At 55.7% G+C, this 16,129-nt stretch carries 18 protein-coding genes; 13 read left to right on the plus strand and 5 right to left on the minus strand.

Annotated features, from left to right (window positions below):
- The first annotated feature begins 87 nt into the window (after positions 1 to 87).
- Entirely contained in the window at positions 88 to 1,350 is a 1,263-nt protein-coding gene (locus ABHF33_RS15990) for a chitinase N-terminal domain-containing protein (RefSeq protein ID WP_348944880.1), read from the plus strand.
- Positions 1,350 to 1,775 carry a gamma-glutamylcyclotransferase family protein gene (locus ABHF33_RS15995; RefSeq protein ID WP_348944881.1) on the plus strand — a complete coding sequence of 142 codons (426 nt, stop codon included), beginning with the start codon at positions 1,350 to 1,352 and terminating at the stop codon, positions 1,773 to 1,775. Before ABHF33_RS15990 ends, ABHF33_RS15995 begins: the two co-directional genes overlap by 1 nt.
- A 179-nt stretch (positions 1,776 to 1,954) precedes the next feature.
- Here the strand turns inward: ABHF33_RS15995 and serB are convergent, their stop codons facing one another.
- From serB to ABHF33_RS16015, 4 genes are read right to left on the minus strand one after another with little or no spacing between them, the layout of a single operon-like run.
- Positions 1,955 to 2,803 (minus strand): phosphoserine phosphatase SerB, encoded by an 849-nt coding sequence (gene serB, locus ABHF33_RS16000; protein WP_348944882.1) that lies wholly within the window; start codon positions 2,801 to 2,803, stop codon positions 1,955 to 1,957.
- Between the two features lie 18 nt (positions 2,804 to 2,821).
- Positions 2,822 to 3,847: an FUSC family protein gene (locus ABHF33_RS16005; protein WP_348944883.1), complete on the minus strand. Its 1,026-nt coding sequence runs from the start codon at positions 3,845 to 3,847 to the stop codon at positions 2,822 to 2,824.
- 32 nt (positions 3,848 to 3,879) lie between these two features.
- Positions 3,880 to 4,614 (minus strand): UPF0149 family protein, encoded by a 735-nt coding sequence (locus ABHF33_RS16010; RefSeq protein ID WP_348944884.1) that lies wholly within the window; start codon positions 4,612 to 4,614, stop codon positions 3,880 to 3,882.
- Complete coding sequence (locus ABHF33_RS16015) at positions 4,592 to 5,074, minus strand: GNAT family N-acetyltransferase (protein WP_348944885.1); 483 nt, start codon at positions 5,072 to 5,074, stop codon at positions 4,592 to 4,594. The genes ABHF33_RS16010 and ABHF33_RS16015 overlap by 23 nt, the downstream gene beginning before the upstream one ends.
- A 228-nt stretch (positions 5,075 to 5,302) precedes the next feature.
- Between ABHF33_RS16015 and ABHF33_RS16020 the strand changes: the two genes are divergently transcribed.
- The 11 genes from ABHF33_RS16020 to ABHF33_RS16070 all read left to right on the plus strand — a co-directional run bounded on the left by ABHF33_RS16020 (position 5,303) and on the right by ABHF33_RS16070 (position 14,424).
- Positions 5,303 to 6,439: a L,D-transpeptidase family protein gene (locus ABHF33_RS16020; RefSeq protein WP_348944886.1), complete on the plus strand. Its 1,137-nt coding sequence runs from the start codon at positions 5,303 to 5,305 to the stop codon at positions 6,437 to 6,439.
- An 81-nt stretch (positions 6,440 to 6,520) separates the two neighbouring features.
- Positions 6,521 to 7,552, plus strand: a complete 1,032-nt coding sequence (locus tag ABHF33_RS16025; RefSeq protein ID WP_348944887.1) for an AraC family transcriptional regulator — start codon at positions 6,521 to 6,523, stop codon at positions 7,550 to 7,552.
- A 28-nt stretch (positions 7,553 to 7,580) separates the two neighbouring features.
- The gene (locus tag ABHF33_RS16030; protein WP_348944888.1) at positions 7,581 to 7,790 is read left to right on the plus strand and encodes a hypothetical protein; all 210 of its coding nucleotides are present in this window, start codon (positions 7,581 to 7,583) and stop codon (positions 7,788 to 7,790) included.
- A 73-nt stretch (positions 7,791 to 7,863) separates the two neighbouring features.
- Positions 7,864 to 8,952 (plus strand): serine hydrolase domain-containing protein, encoded by a 1,089-nt coding sequence (locus tag ABHF33_RS16035; RefSeq protein WP_348944889.1) that lies wholly within the window; start codon positions 7,864 to 7,866, stop codon positions 8,950 to 8,952.
- Positions 8,953 to 9,022: 70 nt separating this feature from the next.
- A complete protein-coding gene (locus ABHF33_RS16040) occupies positions 9,023 to 9,325 on the plus strand; it encodes a hypothetical protein (RefSeq protein ID WP_348944890.1) in 303 nt (100 codons plus the stop codon).
- 83 nt (positions 9,326 to 9,408) lie between these two features.
- Positions 9,409 to 10,146 (plus strand): serine hydrolase domain-containing protein, encoded by a 738-nt coding sequence (locus ABHF33_RS16045; RefSeq protein WP_348944891.1) that lies wholly within the window; start codon positions 9,409 to 9,411, stop codon positions 10,144 to 10,146.
- 4 nt (positions 10,147 to 10,150) lie between these two features.
- Positions 10,151 to 10,906: a hypothetical protein gene (locus ABHF33_RS16050; protein ID WP_348944892.1), complete on the plus strand. Its 756-nt coding sequence runs from the start codon at positions 10,151 to 10,153 to the stop codon at positions 10,904 to 10,906.
- A 104-nt stretch (positions 10,907 to 11,010) separates the two neighbouring features.
- Entirely contained in the window at positions 11,011 to 11,352 is a 342-nt protein-coding gene (locus ABHF33_RS16055; protein WP_348944893.1) for a hypothetical protein, read from the plus strand.
- Positions 11,353 to 11,491: 139 nt separating this feature from the next.
- Positions 11,492 to 11,848 carry a hypothetical protein gene (locus tag ABHF33_RS16060; RefSeq protein ID WP_348944894.1) on the plus strand — a complete coding sequence of 119 codons (357 nt, stop codon included), beginning with the start codon at positions 11,492 to 11,494 and terminating at the stop codon, positions 11,846 to 11,848.
- Positions 11,849 to 12,038: 190 nt separating this feature from the next.
- On the plus strand, positions 12,039 to 12,851 hold the full coding sequence (locus ABHF33_RS16065) for a transporter substrate-binding domain-containing protein (RefSeq protein WP_348944895.1): 813 nt from the start codon (positions 12,039 to 12,041) through the stop codon (positions 12,849 to 12,851).
- A gap of 370 nt (positions 12,852 to 13,221) precedes the next feature.
- Positions 13,222 to 14,424 carry a hypothetical protein gene (locus ABHF33_RS16070; RefSeq protein WP_348944896.1) on the plus strand — a complete coding sequence of 401 codons (1,203 nt, stop codon included), beginning with the start codon at positions 13,222 to 13,224 and terminating at the stop codon, positions 14,422 to 14,424.
- Between the two features lie 251 nt (positions 14,425 to 14,675).
- On the opposite strand, the gene ABHF33_RS16075 is transcribed toward ABHF33_RS16070, so the two are convergent.
- Positions 14,676 to 16,124: a rhomboid family intramembrane serine protease gene (locus ABHF33_RS16075; RefSeq protein WP_348944897.1), complete on the minus strand. Its 1,449-nt coding sequence runs from the start codon at positions 16,122 to 16,124 to the stop codon at positions 14,676 to 14,678.
- Positions 16,125 to 16,129 lie beyond the last annotated feature (5 nt).

Below are 16,129 nucleotides of genomic sequence, written 5' to 3' on the forward strand. Positions count from 1 at the left end.
AATAGCCTTGTCAAAACCCTTTGATGGCAAAGTGCGCAGACATCAGAAGACATCCGTTGATGCCGATACCCCGGAAGGAAAGCCCGAATGCGTTTATTACCTTGGTGTTTCGCCTTGCTCTGTGTGCAGTCGCAGGCCGGAATTTTACTGTCCGCCAGCGAAGCGGCGCGGCGCGAGCAACTGGCCTGCTTGCCGACGGCAATTCTGGGGGTACTGGAGTGCGAGCAGCTGGCAGCACCCGCGCCCGCGCCGGGCAATGATCCGCAAATCAAACCCGCCGAATTTGTCGCCAATAGCGGTGAGAGCATTCCGGCGCAGCAAGTCGAGCAGCCCATGCTGCCTGCACTCGACCCCATCCCGCCCCGGATGAAAGCCGGGCGGCTCACTTTGGCGTGGGATATCTGGTTTGGCACGGCCGCGCAGTGGTGGGAGGTGTGGGATAACGATCAGTTGCGCTACCGTGGCCGCGATTTCTCGCGCCGCATCAAAGCCATGCAAGCCGATGCAATGAATGTGTCTGGTGAGCCGGTAAGTAGCAACCAGATGGTCGATGGAGGCCTGCAAGCTGTGCAAAGCGGCAGCTTCCAGATCGCCAGGCTGACACCCGGCGAGCATCGCTTTGTGATCAAGCTATGCAATGGCACGCTGGAAGCGCCGGTGTGCAATCAAGCCAGCGCCAGCACTTGGGCCGACGCGGCTCGCGATGGCGACGATGAAGTGCAGGCCGGCGAGCCCGGCGCGCCGTCGCTCTCCTGGATTCCGCAGGTCACCACCGACGGTAAGGTGACGGTGGCGTGGAATCTGTGGTGGGGAACAACGGGCACACACTGGGAAGTACTGAACGGCAGCAAAGTGATTTATCGGTCCGACAAATTTAGCGACGAGACTGAAAACAGCCAGGCTGGCACGGTGGACGTGCCGCTGGCCAATGGCGAGCATCAGCTGGCGGTGCGCCTATGCCGTCAGATGCAGTGTACGCGCTCGGATGTGCTCAAAGTTGATGCCATGCTCGGCCCTGAGCTAACGCCCGCCAAGCCCGCGCTGGCGCTCTACACGCCGGACGATCCCGAGCTGGGCGAGGGGTTATTGCCCACGCAGGTTTTGCTGAGCTGGAAAACAGAGCAGCCCGGCATCACGCCGGATCGCTGGTTATTGCTCGATGAAACCACGCGCGAAGTGCTCGCCAGTCAGTTGATCAAAGCCGATTGCGGCAACGGCGTCTGGTGCGGCAGCTGGCAAGGCGTGCCCGCCACGCGACCGGCAACCTGGCGGGTCAAGCTGTGTCAGGCCAAGCGCTGTACCGATAGCGACACCATCGACGTCCCCGGCATCGAGCTTGAGGCGCGCTGATGGATTTGGCGTTGCAGCGTGAGATATCGCAAGAAGGCGAGGTTTATCTGTTTGTGTACGGCACGCTCAAGCGTGGCATGAGCAATCATCACTGGCTGGGTGATGCTGGGTATATCGCTGAAGCCCACACAACGGCTGACTTTGCGCTCTATACCATTGAATATCCCTTCCTAGCCAAAACCCCGGCGCTGTATCCGGTGCACGGCGAGCTCTATCTGATCAGCCCGGCCGATCTGGCGCGGGTCGATCAGCTGGAGCAGCACCCCGACGATTACTGCCGCGAGCAAATCGAAGTGCTCACCAGCCAGGGCGAGCGTATGATGGCGTGGACTTATTTTCACCCGCAACCTCGCGGCATCTTGTTGCCCGACGGGGTGTTTAGCGAAAAAGGTTGCTCAAACCTACAGCCGTCGCAACCGGATTAAATCGCAAATCTCCGGCTTGTGGTTGCAGGGGTATTTCTCTGTATATGTTGCTGCGTTTATGTTCTGGGCGCATACCTACCTAGAGTGCACTGAGCGATAGCGAATTGTGCCATGTCGCGACGTACCCCAAGTGTGCTGGTGTCGCTGCATTATTCGCTGCACTCAGTATGCCCGACAACTTAACAAAAATAATTCAACACGCCTTCCATGCCCACGGTATTGATCACATACGGTGCTTCGGCCTGAACTTTCGGTTTGGCGTGCAGCGCTACGCCAAAACCGGCTTCGTGCAGCATGGGTAGATCGTTGGCCCCGTCGCCCATGGCCACCACCTGATCGCGGCGCAGACCGAGCATTTCGCGGTGGGCGATCAGCTCGCTGCGTTTGCGTTCGGCATTGATAATATCGCCAACCACACGGCCGGTGAGCTTGCCGTCTTCCACTTCAAGTACATTCGCAATCGCGTAATCCAGCCCCAGCCGTGCTTTGAGTTTTTCGGTGAAGAAAGTAAAGCCGCCCGAAATTAGTAGTGATTTGGCACCGGCTTGTTTAAACCCGGCCAGCATCACTTCGGCCCCCGGCATCAGTGCCAAGCGTTCTTCATAAACACGATTCAGTGCCGATTCTTCCAGCCCGGCCAGCAGCGCGACGCGGCGCGTCAGGCTTTCGTTGAAATCGAGTTCGCCACGCATGGCGGCGGCGGTGATTTCGGCCACTTGTGGCTTGATGCCGAACATATCGGCGATTTCGTCGATGCACTCGATGGTAATTAGCGTTGAATCCATGTCCATCACGATCAGGCCAATATCACGCACGCCAAGGTCTTCGGGGATAAAGGCGTAATCGAGCTGGTTGGATTCGCAAAAGTCGGCGACGGCTTCGTCGTTTTCAATTTCTGCACCGTGCAGCTTGAAGGCGTGCTGCGAGTTTTGCTGCACGGTTTCGATGCTGTGCGCGCCAGCGAGGCGGGCGAGCTGTTTCAGATGCTGGGTTTCAATATGCGGGGCTTGGATAACAAGACGGTACATGCGGTGCTCTCGTAAAGGCTAGTGAGGATGTTGAGGTTGAGTGGTCAGTATGTCGTACACCATGGCAAAGCTGGCGGCAATCAATGCGCCAAGCAGCGTTTCAATAATGCGCATTTCGGCAAAGTGCCGCGCCGTTTGCCCGCTGACGCCCAGTAGCGCCAGGATCAGATACATGGTGAAGGTCATTTGTGCGGCGACATACAGCAGGCCGTTGGCAAATGCTACCGGCAGCAGCGAGCCCGCCACAACGGTGAGCAGTAGCAATTGCCAGTTGGAATGATTTGGAAAAACCAGCAGCCAGGCCAGCGCCGAGGCGAGCAGGACGCCCAGTAGCCGCAGCCAGATGGTTGATTCGGTGCGATTGGGCTCGGGGCGGAAAACCATCAGCGTGGTCACTGCTGCCAGATTGGGTGCATACAAGTTGAAGGCGTGCGCTGCGAAAAAACTGCTCGCGCAGGCCAGCGCAAGAAAAACGCCAAAAGTCAGCCCCGCTGTTTCGCCAGCGCGCAGCTTAAGCCAGTCCTGTCGCCAGTGTGGCGGCAAAGGCAGCGCGACGGGGTTGTTGATGCGCGGCGCAAAAAGTGTGCTCAGCGTCATTGTGGCTGCTGCGCCCAGCAGATAAAGCGGCAGCATGTCGCCACTGATCATGGTGCCGGGATAGCCAACCAGATAAGCCGCAGCAAGCATGCGCAGCTTCATATCAAGGGCAAAACCGGCGGCCAGCTTGCTGCCGATCAGGCTAAACAGCAGCACCACGCCGCCCAGCCACAGCAGCCAGCTGCCATTGAGCGCCAGACTCAGGCAGGCCGCGCCCAGAATCAGCGTATTGCCCAATAACATGCTTTCCAGCCGCAGGCGGCGCGTGCTGCCCATGTCCATAAACAGCGTCACAATCACGCCAAAGCCGGTGTAGGCCGCGTGGCTATGCTGTCCGTTCAGCACAAACCAGCCCATCGGCAAGCCAAACGCGAGCGCGCCCAGCAGCATGCGCGAGGCATGAAACGGGTTGCGCGCGGGTTTGATCAGTTGGCGCCAATCGGGCATGGTCGGGGTTCTGCGAGAAGGCGATAAAGCGATTAAGCGCCGTGGCACTTTTTGAATTTTTTGCCCGAGCCGCAATGGCAAGGGTCATTCCGACCCACTTTGGGCTCTTCGCGCACTACTTGCTCGACCTTGCCGAATTTCTCTTCCAGCACGTAATACATCACGTCTTCGATATGCCATGGCAGCTCGGCGACGCGCTCCTGACGCTCTTTGATGCTGAGCAGTTTCAGCGGCTCGGCACCGACTTCATCGCTAGGAGATTGGTCGCCATCATCGCCGTCGCTGGCCGCCAGCGCGAGGATTTTCTCCACTGCGCTATCGAGCTCGTCATTGGCTTCGAGCAATGCATCCCACGCCTGGGCGCGCGCTTCGATCCCGGCGTAAAAGCCTGAAGCCCAGTACACGCCCGAGGTTTCCTGCCATTTTTCGTCCTGATCTTCATCCGACAAAATCACCGGCACATACAGCGGGTTTTCGCCCGGATTATCGCGGCGATTCACTGAAAAAGCCGCTTTGATGCTGGCGGCGTGCTGGCGGATCAGGCCGAAAATTTCATCGGCTTCAGCGTGGTCTTCAAATTCGGGCGGCGTGCCGGCAAAAATCGCCGGTAGCCATTCTTCTTCGGGGACGTCTTCCGGGCCGATGGCCAGCGCCACCAGAAAGCCATCGAGCATTTCGATGTCCATGGTTTCGCCGGGTGTGCGCGGTGACATCAGAAAGCCATCAAGTTGTTCCAGCTGATCGTCAGTGAGTAGTTTGCTGTTCATATTTAATTTTCCATTTGGTCAGATCGGCGACCAGCCAGTCGCTAAAGTCGTGTTGTTCGGCGTGGAAACCATGTTCAAGAAAGAAAAGCCGCGCATTGTTGCTACTATAAATTTGCAGGGAGTTGATATTCATACACTGCGCATTGAGCGCCAGCTCGGCCAGTAGCGCACGGCCAATGCCGCGCCGCTGCCAGCGCGGTGTGACATAAAACAGCTTGATTTCGCCATCCTGATTGAGCTGCACCACGGCAACCACTTCGTCGCCCATCTGGGCCACCAGCGTAATGGCGTGATTGGGCTCGGGCTCGTGCAACAGGCTGTTGGCGGTTTCATTCCAGCTGGCCAGAAATTCGGCGACATCGGTCTGATCCAGCGCGGTGCAAGCTTGCGTGGCTTCGCTAATCGCCAGGCTGGCGCTGGCGAGGTCTTTGTTTTGTATGGGGCGGATAATCATGGGCATGGCGCGATTATACCGTGTTGTTTCCGGCGCTGCTGCGCACTCAGGCAGAAGATGGCTGGCGGGGTCTGCCTCAGATTGTTGTACTGATCGCGTTCGCCATTAAAACGGGTCACAAACTGTGGTATTGATTACGTATTGCTTTCATGTGTTCGTGGGTGGATTTCAAATGGTGGCATATTGACTGACCTGCACTGATTGATCGGTATATTTCGCCCGGAGGATAGGCCTATGTTTGCCCGCTGCTTGCTAGTTTTCGCCCTGTGTCTGTCGGTTTTGTCCGTGCAGGCGGTAGAGCAGGCCGAAATCAGTGCGCTAGAGCAATACGCCCAGTCGCTGGCCCATGCCAGCGCAGATGCGCCTGCCACGCAGGTCAGTGCACAGCGGGCGCTGCGCCGGGGCAGCAAGGGGGTGGACGTTGCGCTAGTGCGCCAGCGGCTGAACGAACTGGGTTTTGCGCTGGCCAATAGCACCGAGTTTGACGCCGAGCTGGATGCTACCGTGCGCGAATACCAGCTGGGCTTGCAGATGAAAGAAGACGGCATTATTGACAAGCAGACCCGCTTTAATCTCAACCTCACCGACGCGCGCAAGCGCGAGCTATTGCAGTGGCAGCTGCCGCAAATGCACAGCCTGCGTGAGCAAGCGCCAGCGCGCTATGTGGTGATCAATATTCCGGCCTACACGCTGGCTGCATATGAAAATGGCCGGGCCGTGATCCGCTCGCGGATTGTGATCGGCAAAAACGACAGACCCACACCGCTGCTGCGCACGCAAATTGCCGCGATTAAATACAACCCCAACTGGAGTGTGCCGCCGGTGGTGATCAAAAATGATCTCACCAAGGATGGCACGCTCAATCTGGCCAAGGTGCAAAAGCACCGCCTGCGCATGCTCGATACTGAGGGCAATGAAGTTGACCCGGCCGCCGTGGCGGCGGCAGGTGAAACCGATCTGGGTCGCTATCGCTATGTGCAGGACCCCGGCGCGAAAAATGCGCTGGGGCGGCTTAAATTCGAGCTCACGGCCAGCAATGGCATTTATCTGCACGACACGCCGAGCAAGGGGCTGTTTGGCAAGGAAAATCGCGCCGCCTCGTCCGGCTGTGTGCGGGTGCAGGAATGGCAGGCGCTGGCATCGTGGGCGCTGGGCGTGAGCGAGCAGCAAATCGGCCGCCGCATCGCCAGCAAGAAAACCTATACCGAAGCGCTGGCCGAGCCAGTGCGCGTGTATTTTGTCTACTGGCCCGCCCAGATCGAGGGCGAGGGCATCCGCTGGTACGATGACATCTACCGCAGCTATTTAAGCCCGCGCGGCGTCAATAGCGCGCTGCACACTCCGGGGCCACAACCCACCGTTAGCGAGTAAAAAGAATCGGCGGGGTATATCATGCCCGCTCTTTGCTACTAACGCTGATGGAGCCATACCGTGCAGGGTATGGTTGATGCTATGTCCAACGATTACTCCCGCCGCATTCATCTGGCACAAGACTATATCCGCCGCCACTGTGAAGAAGACATTAGTCTGGCCGATGTCGCCAAGGCCGCGCATCTGTCCGCCTTTCATTTTCATCGGATATTTACCGCTTTCACACATGAAACGCCGAATGATTTTTTGCGCCGCATCCGGGTCGAGCGCGCGGCGCATCTATTGTTTGTCCGGCCAGCGATCCCGATGCTGGAGATTGCCGTGCAATGCGGCTTTAAATCGCAGGCGCTGCTGGCGCGCTCTTTTCGCGCGCACTTTGGCATGACCGCCAGCGAATGGCGAAAAGGCGATTTCTGGCAGCATGACGGACAATTCTGGCGCTGGCGCGACAGCTCGGAGCAAAAAGACAGCAAGAATTGCAAAACGAAGGAGGCTGCCCCTCAGCTACTATCGGGCCTGTATTTGCAGCGCAGCGAAGAATTTGTCGCTGTGCGGCAAGGGCAGCGCCCAAGCTATATCCGCGATTTGCGCATTGAACACAAGCCCGCATTTCGCCGTGCCTATATCTGGCGGCAAGGCGTGCAGGGCGAGCAAATACTTGATCTGTGGCGCGAGCTCTTGCAGTGGGCGGTGATGCAAGGCTTGATGCGGCCCGATTTAATGGGCTCTGATTTGCTGGGGATCGCACGCAGTGTCGACAACCCCAATATCACCGACGTGGCCTTGTGCCGCTACGAAGCGGGCTTTGTGGTCGATGAAAATCGGGTGCTGAGCGCCGAGCAGCGCAAAGCTGGTCAATACGACATACTTTTTGACGAGATTGCGGGTGGGCAATTTGTGGTGATTGATTTTGCCGGAACACTGGCCGATGAGGCGCTGGTGGTTGAGTATTTTTACAACTACTGGCTACCCACGAGTGAGTGGGAGTTCGCTGATCGGGCTGGCTATCTGGAAGTGCCAATGAGCAATTCGCAGCAAAGCTTGCACACCGAAATGCAAATCCACACCCGCTGGTATTTGCCGGTGCGCAAGCGGCGCAGATTAAAAACATAAACATATGGTAAGCCGAACGGGGGAGTGCATGAACGAAATCAGCAAAATCATCAACCCATACTCTCCCTCGGTGCTGCCGCTCTTGATGGTTTTGCTGGCCTGCCCCGCATTGGCCGTAACCAAAACCACGCACGGCCCACGGCGCGACTATTGCCGCGTGGCGTGCGAACAGCCGAGTTTATCCGGCAGCCGCCGCGATCACTTCAAACCCATCCGCTGCACACCCTGCGCAGAGTGAGATATGTGCTTGATAAGGGTATATGTCTGCAGGTCAATACAAATAGTACTTATGGATTAATACGGAGGGGAGTATGTATAAAATAATCGCAATTGCCTTGGCCATCTCGGCCAGCGTGCACGCCGCCGAGTTGCCCAGCGCCAGCCCGGAATCGCAGGGCATTGATTCTGCGCAGCTAGATGCTGCACTCAAAGACATTAAATCCAGCGGCGCTGCAGTTGATAGTGTGCTGATTATGCGCAATGGCAAGGTGGTACTGGAGAGCTATTTCTACCCGTATCAGCCCGAGATGCTGCACCCGCAGATGTCTGTTACCAAAAGCGTGACTTCAACTTTGTTGGGGATCTCGCTGCATCAGCAAAAACTCAAAAGCCTGAATCAGCCGATACAGCCATTTTTTGCCGATAAGATCAAACCAAACACCGACAAAGCGGCAATCACGATTGGCAATCTGGTCGACATGCACTCAGGGCTGGCCTGGTATCCATTAACGCCCAGCGATCCTGAGTCCAATAATTATCAGCTACGCCAAAGTAAAAATTGGCAGCAGTATGTTTTGCAGCAGCCGATGGACGATGAACCAGGGCGTACGTTTAGCTACAACAACGGCAATTATGTCTTGCTCTCTGGCCTGATTGAGCAGGCTTGGGGCGCGACATTGCAAGAAATCGCGCAGCAGCAACTATTTAATCGTCTTGGCATTACGCGCAGCACCTGGCAGAAAGATCCGCAGGGGCACAGCATCGGTGAAACCGGGCTGGCGTTGACGACGCGGGATATGGCGCGCCTGGGGCAGCTGTGGTTACAGGATGGCGTTTGGGAGCAGCAGCGATTGTTACCTGTTGGCTGGACTGCGCAATTACTGGCCGATACCCAAGCCGCACAAAGCGCAGGCTATAAGCGCGGCTTTTGGGTCAACCTAGGTGGGCAGTATTTCGATGCGGCGGGATCGATGGATCAATTTATCCGCGTTGATCCACAGCATCAGCTGGTGATCGTGATGACGGGCAAAGTGCGAGAGCAAGAGAGTGATCTATCAGTCTTGAATAAACTGCATCGCCTTGCCAAAGGTGGCGATCCTCTAGCCAGTAATGCGCAAGCGCAGGCGCAATTGGCCCAAACGGTGCAATCGGTCGCCAAACCGTACCGCGCTGACAAATAGCCGTGAGTTAGGCCTGCAATGGTACGACCGGACTTGGCGCTTTGCTGATAAGCCTTGGGGTATTCATGCGGTGCGTTTCAAGCCCGATCCCAAAGACCCTGCCGCGATGATTTGGGAAGTGGATGCCGGCTGGCTGGTAAAAAATGAATGGCCAGTTGGGCTAGACGGGCGCTTTCTGAGTAAGTTGGATCGTAATGATCAAACCCTGCAGGTGAGTGGCCGCTGGATTAATGAAAATACGCTCGAAATAAAAACCCAATATGCCGAGGATATCTGGCGCTGGAAATACCGCTTCGTCTTTGGCAAGGACAACGTTCAAATGCATTATTCAGACAATACTTATGATGAAGCCAGGATGGCTATCGGTCACTAGTGTGGGCAAGCTGGTCATGGCCTCTGGGGTATGGCTCTCAAGATCAATAATTAAAATGATTGTGGCTCAATACTGAGGGGAGTATGTATAAAATAATCGCAATCGCCTTGGCCATCTCGGCCTGCGTACACGCCGCCGAGTTGCCCACTGCCAGCGCGGAATCGCAGGGTTTTGATTCCAATAAGCTCGCCAGCTTGCTGAAAATGATAGCGAGCGAAGGCTGGGCGGTGGATAGCCTGCTGCTGATGCGCAATGGCAAGGTCGTCCTCGATAGCTATTTTTATCCCTACGCGCCCGAGCAATTGCACGATATGCGCTCGGTGACCAAATCGGTGGTCTCGACGCTATTGGGTATCAGCCTGCAGCAGAACAAACTGAGAAGTTTGAAACAGCCCGTACTGCCGTTTTACCCGGCGCAGGCGCGCAAAGAGCGTGATGCGGCCAAGAAAAAGCTGACGCTGGCGCATCTGCTCGATATGCGCTCTGGCCTGCAGTGGAATGAATGGCCATACACCCCTGACTCAACGATTTACCAGATGTATCGCAGCGCCAATCAGCAGCAATTTGTGATTGGCCAGCCACTGACCAGCAAGCCAGGTAGTGAATTTAGCTATAACGGCGGCAATACCAACTTGCTCTCGGGCGTGATAGAGCAAGCCTGGGGGACGCCGATGGCTCAAGTGGCTGAGAAGCAGCTGTTTGGCAAGCTGGGTATTAAAGAATATCGTTGGGCTAGTGATGCACAGGGGCATACCATCGGCGAGGCTACGCTTCGGCTAAAGCCCCACGATATGGCGCGCTTAGGGCATCTGGCTGGATGACGGGGTGATCGCAGACGAGCGTTTGCTGCCCGTTGGCTGGACGAAGCAATTACTCGCCGAAGGATTGCGCGCCGCCTTCGGAATGCAATACCGCCGTGGATTCTGGATCAACCCTCAGCAAGGTATTTTTCAGGCGCAAGGGCGGCATGGACAGATGATTATTGTCTCGCCGAAAGATCGGGTGGTGATGGTGGCCACCGGCAAATTCAATGAGCAAACCACGGAGTGGTACGAGCTCTACCCATTGCTGACACGCTCAATGAATGAAACTCCGCTAGCGGACAACCCGACTGCGCAACACAAACTGAACACCGTGCTTGCCTCAATAGCCCGCGCCAAGCCGGAGCCTAACTCCATCCAGATCGGCCAGCAGTGGCACGGTAAAAAATGGCAGCTGGACGACAATCCAGTTGGAATGAGTTCGATCGAACTCACGCCCGATTCAGGCGACGCAGGTGCTATGAATTGCCGCGTGGAATGGTCAAATCAAGCAGCTTGGCGTCCTCAGTCAGCGGGCAGTGAGTGGAAAGTCGGTTTTGATGGCGCGTACCGGCTGCAGAGCGATCCGCAGCAAAATGGCGAGATTCTGGCTTTGCGTGGCCGCTGGCTGGATGCCAATACTTTGCAGTTGCAAGCTCAGTATCCTTCGGGTGGCATGAAGTGGGAGTACGAAATGCGCTTTGAAGGAGAGTCCGTTGCCGTGAGTTTGACGGATAACGAGGTGCTTGATGTGCAATTTGCGGGTCATCTCAATCAATAGGGGCGGGTTATGGAGTTTTTTTACAGCTCTATTTTTCCGACGAGTGTCGTATTTATTCTGATTGGCATCAATTCAGTAGGCCAATAATATGAGTACTTTGCAAAATGCATGATATTTTCCTTGCCTATATTCTGCCTGTATTAATTTGTGGTTCTTTCTTCGGTTCTGTTCTGTATCTTTTTCTCGCACAATACATTCATGATTATTTGCAAGAGAATTACCATGACGCTTTGCCTCCTCCGCTTAATAATGAATACGGCGATGGCACTGATTTTAGCTATTTATTCGAAGTGTGGCATGCTTGGCGGATAGGAACATTACAGCGAATGGAATCTTGCTTTTGGCGAGGATTCTTTAGAGTCACGGTTGCTACTGGGGGTATGGAATTGCTATCAATGTTTGTCTTGTTTAGTTGTTTTCTATTCAAAATTTTTTATTTAAAATAAGTAAATATCACTCAGTTCAAATAAATTAGCAGCCTTATCGTACGAAACACGCTTTGAAAAAAGTTCATTGCCGTGAGCTTGGTGGATAAGGGGGGTTGATGCGAAAGTTGCGGGTTATCTCAATCAATAGGGGCGGGTTATGGAGTTTTTCTATAGCTATGTTTTCCCAACGCTGATTCTAGGCTCGTTTATTGGCTCTTTGCTGTATCTGATTTGTGCGCGTCTGGTGTATGACTATTTAAAAGATCACTACCACGATGCGCTACCAGCAAAAAACGAGATTGCGTTTGGTGATGCCGATGACGGGATGGGGGTGTATATCGCTGCGGTGTGGTATGCGTCCAGAACCGGCGGCTATAAACGCATTCAGAGCAATACCTGGCTTTATTTTTATCAGGCCACGCGGGTACTGGGCGCGTTGACCGGCTTGTGCTTGCTCTTGCTGGCGGGCTCTTTTTTTCTGTGGCAGGAGCTCAAGGCCTTGCTGATGGCCTAGGGTTTGTTGGCGTTTGGTTTGCAGATCGCGTTTGTGCTTACTTCGCTCTTTCACCGGATGAGTTGTTTCCCCAACAGGCTGCCGCCTGATTTTCCCCTACACTGCGCCCCTGTCTGCGTTTGCGCGATGCTGTAAGTCATTGGCCAAAAAGCAGCTACATTAATAGAACCGTGGCAAAAACAAGGGGAAAATGATGATCAAAACGCTCTGGGGCATGGTGCTGGCCTTGATGATCAACGCCGTGCACGCGGCTTCGCTGGAGTCGATCCAGCGCAATGGCCTGATCGTGATTGGCGTGCGTGATTCTTCGCCGCCATTTTCACAGCTGGACCCGCAAACGCGCATTCTGAAAGGCTATGACATTGAATTTGCGCAAGGCATTGCCAAGCGTTTGAACGTGAAGCCCGTGTTTAAAACGCTGGAGTCGAACGACAGGTTGCCATGGTTGCAACAGGGCAAGGTCGATATCGTCGTGGCGGTGCTCTCGCGTACGCCCGAGCGCGAAAAGCTGGTTGATTTTAGCGTGGGCTATTTTGTGACCGATACGCGCGTTCTGGCCAAAAAAGGGCGCTTCAAGTCCGAGCAGGATCTGGCTGGTGCTTATCTGGCGGCGGTGAACGCCTCTACGGGTGCCAAGCTGATTCGCCAATCGTTTGCCAAAACCAAGCTGGCCGAATTTGACGATGTACCGGAAACGATCAAAGCGTTGAATGCTGATATTGTCGAAGGCGTGGTTGACGATGCGCCGGTGCTGGCGATGACGCTCAATAAAATGCCCGAAGCGCAGCGTCAGCGCTACGCCATTAGCGATTTTGCGCTGGCGCTGGAAGTGTATGCTGTGGGCATCCCTAAGGGTGAAAAAACCCTGCAGGCGGCCATCAATCGCGCGCTGGTCGAGATGGAAACCTCAGGCGAAGCGGCGGCCATTTTCAACCGCTGGTTTGGCCCGCAAAGCAGCGCGCCCATTGCCCGTATTTTCAAAATCAGCCCCAGCCGGAATTAATCAATACCTACACTTAGCGGCCAGCCACATCGCTCGCGTTTGAGCCTTGAGCTGGCCGATTCACGCCGATTCAAGCCGACTCAAGCTAAATCGAGCCGATTCAACAGCGCATCGGCAATCAATCAGGTTCACGGTTGCCGGGCCCGCCAAAACCGCAGGTGGGCTGATCCGCTCTTGCTGCAGAAGTCTTTGCTGCTATTGACTTCAGGCTGACAGCAAAGTCTGATAAAGTGGTCGGCATTCTCCTTCGCTCATATTTCCCATCTTCCCCATGCGCCAGCCTGCCATTGCTCCTTTCTGGGAGCGTTTTCCTTTCTTGTTTGCCTACCCATTCAGATTTGATTCGCTGCTAAGCCTTTGCTTGCTGTCGATGGCTTTCTGGCTACTTAATTTCGTAGTCGATAGCGGCATTATTTTTTTCATACTGAGCGGTTTGTTGTTCGTCGCGCTGCTGCGGCATGCGTTCAAAGTCTTGGAGCGTATTGCACTGGGTAAGGCGGATGAGCAGGCCTGGCTGGAAAACACGCAGGCGCACCCCCATCGGCCGTACAAGCAGTTTCTGGTGCTGATCATCGGTGCTGCGCTGATTCCCTTGCTGGCGGGGCTGGTCGGTAGTGCCTTTGGCGAATTGATGGCGCAGGTTGCGCTGATTGTTGTTTCACTGGGCTTGCTGCTGCTGATTCCGGCCAGCATCATGGTGCTGGCTTTGACCGATGATCTTGCCGAATCGATGAATCCGGACGAGTTATGGCGGATTATGCGAACGATAGGCTTGCCCTATCTGGGCATGTGGGCTTGCCTGAGTCTGCTGACGGGCAGTGGCGCAGCGGCTTCTTCCTTGCTGCTGCCGCGCTTGCCCGAGGCGATCACGCCGCTGTTATTCTTTTTTATCAATATGTACTTCGTGATCGTGATGTACGCCTTGATGGGCTATGTGCTGCACCAGTATCACGAGGCGCTCGGCATCGAGCAGGCTGGCGGCACGCAGGCGCAAAATACGAAGAGTGAAAAATCCGACGCTCGCAGCCAGCTTGCCCAAGCCGGTGAGCTGGTGCGCTCAGGGCAGGTCGGCGAGGCCATCCGTTTACTGGCCGCTGCTGCGCAGGCCAATCCGCAGGATCTGAGCTTGCGCGAAGGCCATTTCAAGTTGTTGCTGGCATCCGAGCCACATCGAGCTGAGTTGCCGCGCGAAGCGGATCGCTATTTGTCGATTCTCCTGCAGCAAAAGCGCGACGACCTTGGTTTGCGCGCCCTCGAATCCGTTCGCCGCCTTCATCCAGCCTATTTGCCAGCGGATGGGTACGTGCGCGCCGCGCTCGGTCGGGCTGCGCTCAATACACACCGGCACGATCTGACGCTGGCGCTGGTTAAAGGATTTGATCAACAGTTTGGCAACCATGCCGCCTTGCCTGAAATACTGCTGCTGGGCGCACGGCTCGCCTCCGAGCATCTGCGCAACGATGCGCAGGCGCTCAAAATCCTCGACATGCTGCTGCAGCGTTTTCCAGACCACGCCGTTCGCGATGAAGCGCTGCAATTGCAAACGGTGATCCAGCGCTTGCAGCAGGCTTGATGGGGTATTGGCTTGCAGGCTTTTTTGGTAAAGGGCTACAAGGTAATACCCATTGATTTAGGTTTGTGTCTCAATACGTGTTGATCCAAACCTCGCTGGTGGATCTAGGGCTTTTTTAAATCCCCTGTCGCCCATCGCCGAGGAAGTGGTGCGAGACAAACAGCTGTATCGTTTGGCTCGCGACCGACTGAGGCGTGGCGTAGCTTTTCTATTCAACGCGGCCATTCGCGATATGGCGTACTGATCGCCCCCTACTGAGGTTTGCGCACTAGCCTGGCTTCGGGCGAATCTGGGTATTGGCGGATCAGTGTGCGCCAGCAGGATAGTGCGCCCTCTGTGTTGCCAGCGCGCTGGAAAGCCTGACCCAGCCGGTAGAGCTGTGCCGATAGGCCGACGTGATGGCTGGCTTTGCGGATCAGCATGGATAGCAGCGTTTCTGCGGGGTGGAGCAGGCCCGCGTCGATCCAGCTCACCGCAAGGCGCATCCAGTCGCTGGTGGACAGCTGCGGCAATGGCGCTTTCAGGTCACGAAGCTGTTGCCAGGCCTCGGCGGTGAGCGCAGCGCCCGGATTCTGGCGCAAGACCAGATGACAGGCGCGCTGACGCAGCCCAGTATCGGCCTGCATTTTCGCCGTTCGGTAAAAATCCGTGAGCAATTGATGATCGGCCGGTTCGCCTTCCGCCAGCTTGGCCAGTAGCCGAGCCGCAGGTTCAAACTGCAATTGCGCGAGCAGCTTTTCAGCTTGCGCTTGCTGTTTGCGTCGCTCAATGTTGTTTTCTTCGGCAATCACATGATCGGCGGTCTGCCAGCCACGCTGCCAGCGGAAAAGTGTGGCGAGCAGGGCGCCGGTCAATAGCCCGCAGAAGTGGGCGTAGTAGTTCACATTGCTGTCGGGGTTCATCGCTTTTTGCAGCAACTCCTTGCCCAGCCAGACCAGCAAGATCAAGAGCGCTGAAGCTTGCAGCGTGCCCATGTAGAAGATCACGTAATAGAAAAAGCGGATTTTGCGCAGGCCGTAAATCACGACGAACATCGCCATCACACCGGCGATCGCCCCCGATGCGCCGAGCGAGCCGATAAAGCTATCCGAGGTCAGGACAAGATCGGCACTGGTCGCGCCGAGCCCGGCAAGCATATAAAAGGCCAGATAGCGCCATCCACCCAATGCGGCCTCGACGGTATAGCCAACGATAAAAAGCACGATCATATTGCCGAGCAGGTGGTCGATGCTGCCATGCATAAACATATGCATCAGCAGGCTGTACCAGGTCGGGTTGGCGGGCTTGAGAATAAAGCGATCGGTGAAGCTTTGGGCGAGGATGTCTTCGAATTCAGTGCGCTGATTTTTCCAGTTCGCCCAATGCGCTTCATCGCGTTTGACGATTTCGTCATTGTGCAGACGGCGCATAAAGTCTTCGTCGGCCTGCATGCTCAACAAAGTGAAATGTTTTCCCGCTTTATGTGTCTTGAGCTCTTCTGCCTGCGCTGATCTGCCAGTCTGGTTTAAATGCTCAAGGTAGCGCGGCAGCTCGAGTTGATCGAGTTTTTGCGAATAATACAGGGTGTAGGCTTTGTCTTCGATTGGCTCGTCGCTCAGCTGCAAGAAGAGGTAAATAAAGCAGCACAGCGTAATGATGCCCAGCGTCACCCAGGGTGGGCGACGCCAGTCGGGCGCTGAGGGTAAGGGCAGAATCAGCACGAGGC

Source organism: Chitinibacter sp. FCG-7 (assembly GCF_040047665.1).
Taxonomy (GTDB): domain Bacteria; phylum Pseudomonadota; class Gammaproteobacteria; order Burkholderiales; family Chitinibacteraceae; genus Chitinibacter; species Chitinibacter mangrovi.

Excerpts from the sequence above, each read along its gene's own strand:
- ABHF33_RS15990 (WP_348944880.1), top strand. The coding sequence starts at position 88 with ATGCGTTTATTACCTTGGTGTTTCGCCTTGCTCTGTGTGCAGTCGCAG.
- ABHF33_RS15995 (WP_348944881.1), top strand. The coding sequence starts at position 1,350 with ATGGATTTGGCGTTGCAGCGTGAGATATCGCAAGAAGGCGAGGTTTAT.
- serB (WP_348944882.1), bottom strand. The coding sequence starts at position 2,803 with ATGTACCGTCTTGTTATCCAAGCCCCGCATATTGAAACCCAGCATCTG.
- ABHF33_RS16005 (WP_348944883.1), bottom strand. The coding sequence starts at position 3,847 with ATGCCCGATTGGCGCCAACTGATCAAACCCGCGCGCAACCCGTTTCAT.
- ABHF33_RS16010 (WP_348944884.1), bottom strand. The coding sequence starts at position 4,614 with ATGAACAGCAAACTACTCACTGACGATCAGCTGGAACAACTTGATGGC.
- ABHF33_RS16015 (WP_348944885.1), bottom strand. The coding sequence starts at position 5,074 with ATGCCCATGATTATCCGCCCCATACAAAACAAAGACCTCGCCAGCGCC.
- ABHF33_RS16020 (WP_348944886.1), top strand. The coding sequence starts at position 5,303 with ATGTTTGCCCGCTGCTTGCTAGTTTTCGCCCTGTGTCTGTCGGTTTTG.
- ABHF33_RS16025 (WP_348944887.1), top strand. The coding sequence starts at position 6,521 with ATGTCCAACGATTACTCCCGCCGCATTCATCTGGCACAAGACTATATC.
- ABHF33_RS16030 (WP_348944888.1), top strand. The coding sequence starts at position 7,581 with ATGAACGAAATCAGCAAAATCATCAACCCATACTCTCCCTCGGTGCTG.
- ABHF33_RS16035 (WP_348944889.1), top strand. The coding sequence starts at position 7,864 with ATGTATAAAATAATCGCAATTGCCTTGGCCATCTCGGCCAGCGTGCAC.
- ABHF33_RS16045 (WP_348944891.1), top strand. The coding sequence starts at position 9,409 with ATGTATAAAATAATCGCAATCGCCTTGGCCATCTCGGCCTGCGTACAC.
- ABHF33_RS16055 (WP_348944893.1), top strand. The coding sequence starts at position 11,011 with ATGCATGATATTTTCCTTGCCTATATTCTGCCTGTATTAATTTGTGGT.
- ABHF33_RS16060 (WP_348944894.1), top strand. The coding sequence starts at position 11,492 with ATGGAGTTTTTCTATAGCTATGTTTTCCCAACGCTGATTCTAGGCTCG.
- ABHF33_RS16065 (WP_348944895.1), top strand. The coding sequence starts at position 12,039 with ATGATGATCAAAACGCTCTGGGGCATGGTGCTGGCCTTGATGATCAAC.
- ABHF33_RS16070 (WP_348944896.1), top strand. The coding sequence starts at position 13,222 with ATGGCTTTCTGGCTACTTAATTTCGTAGTCGATAGCGGCATTATTTTT.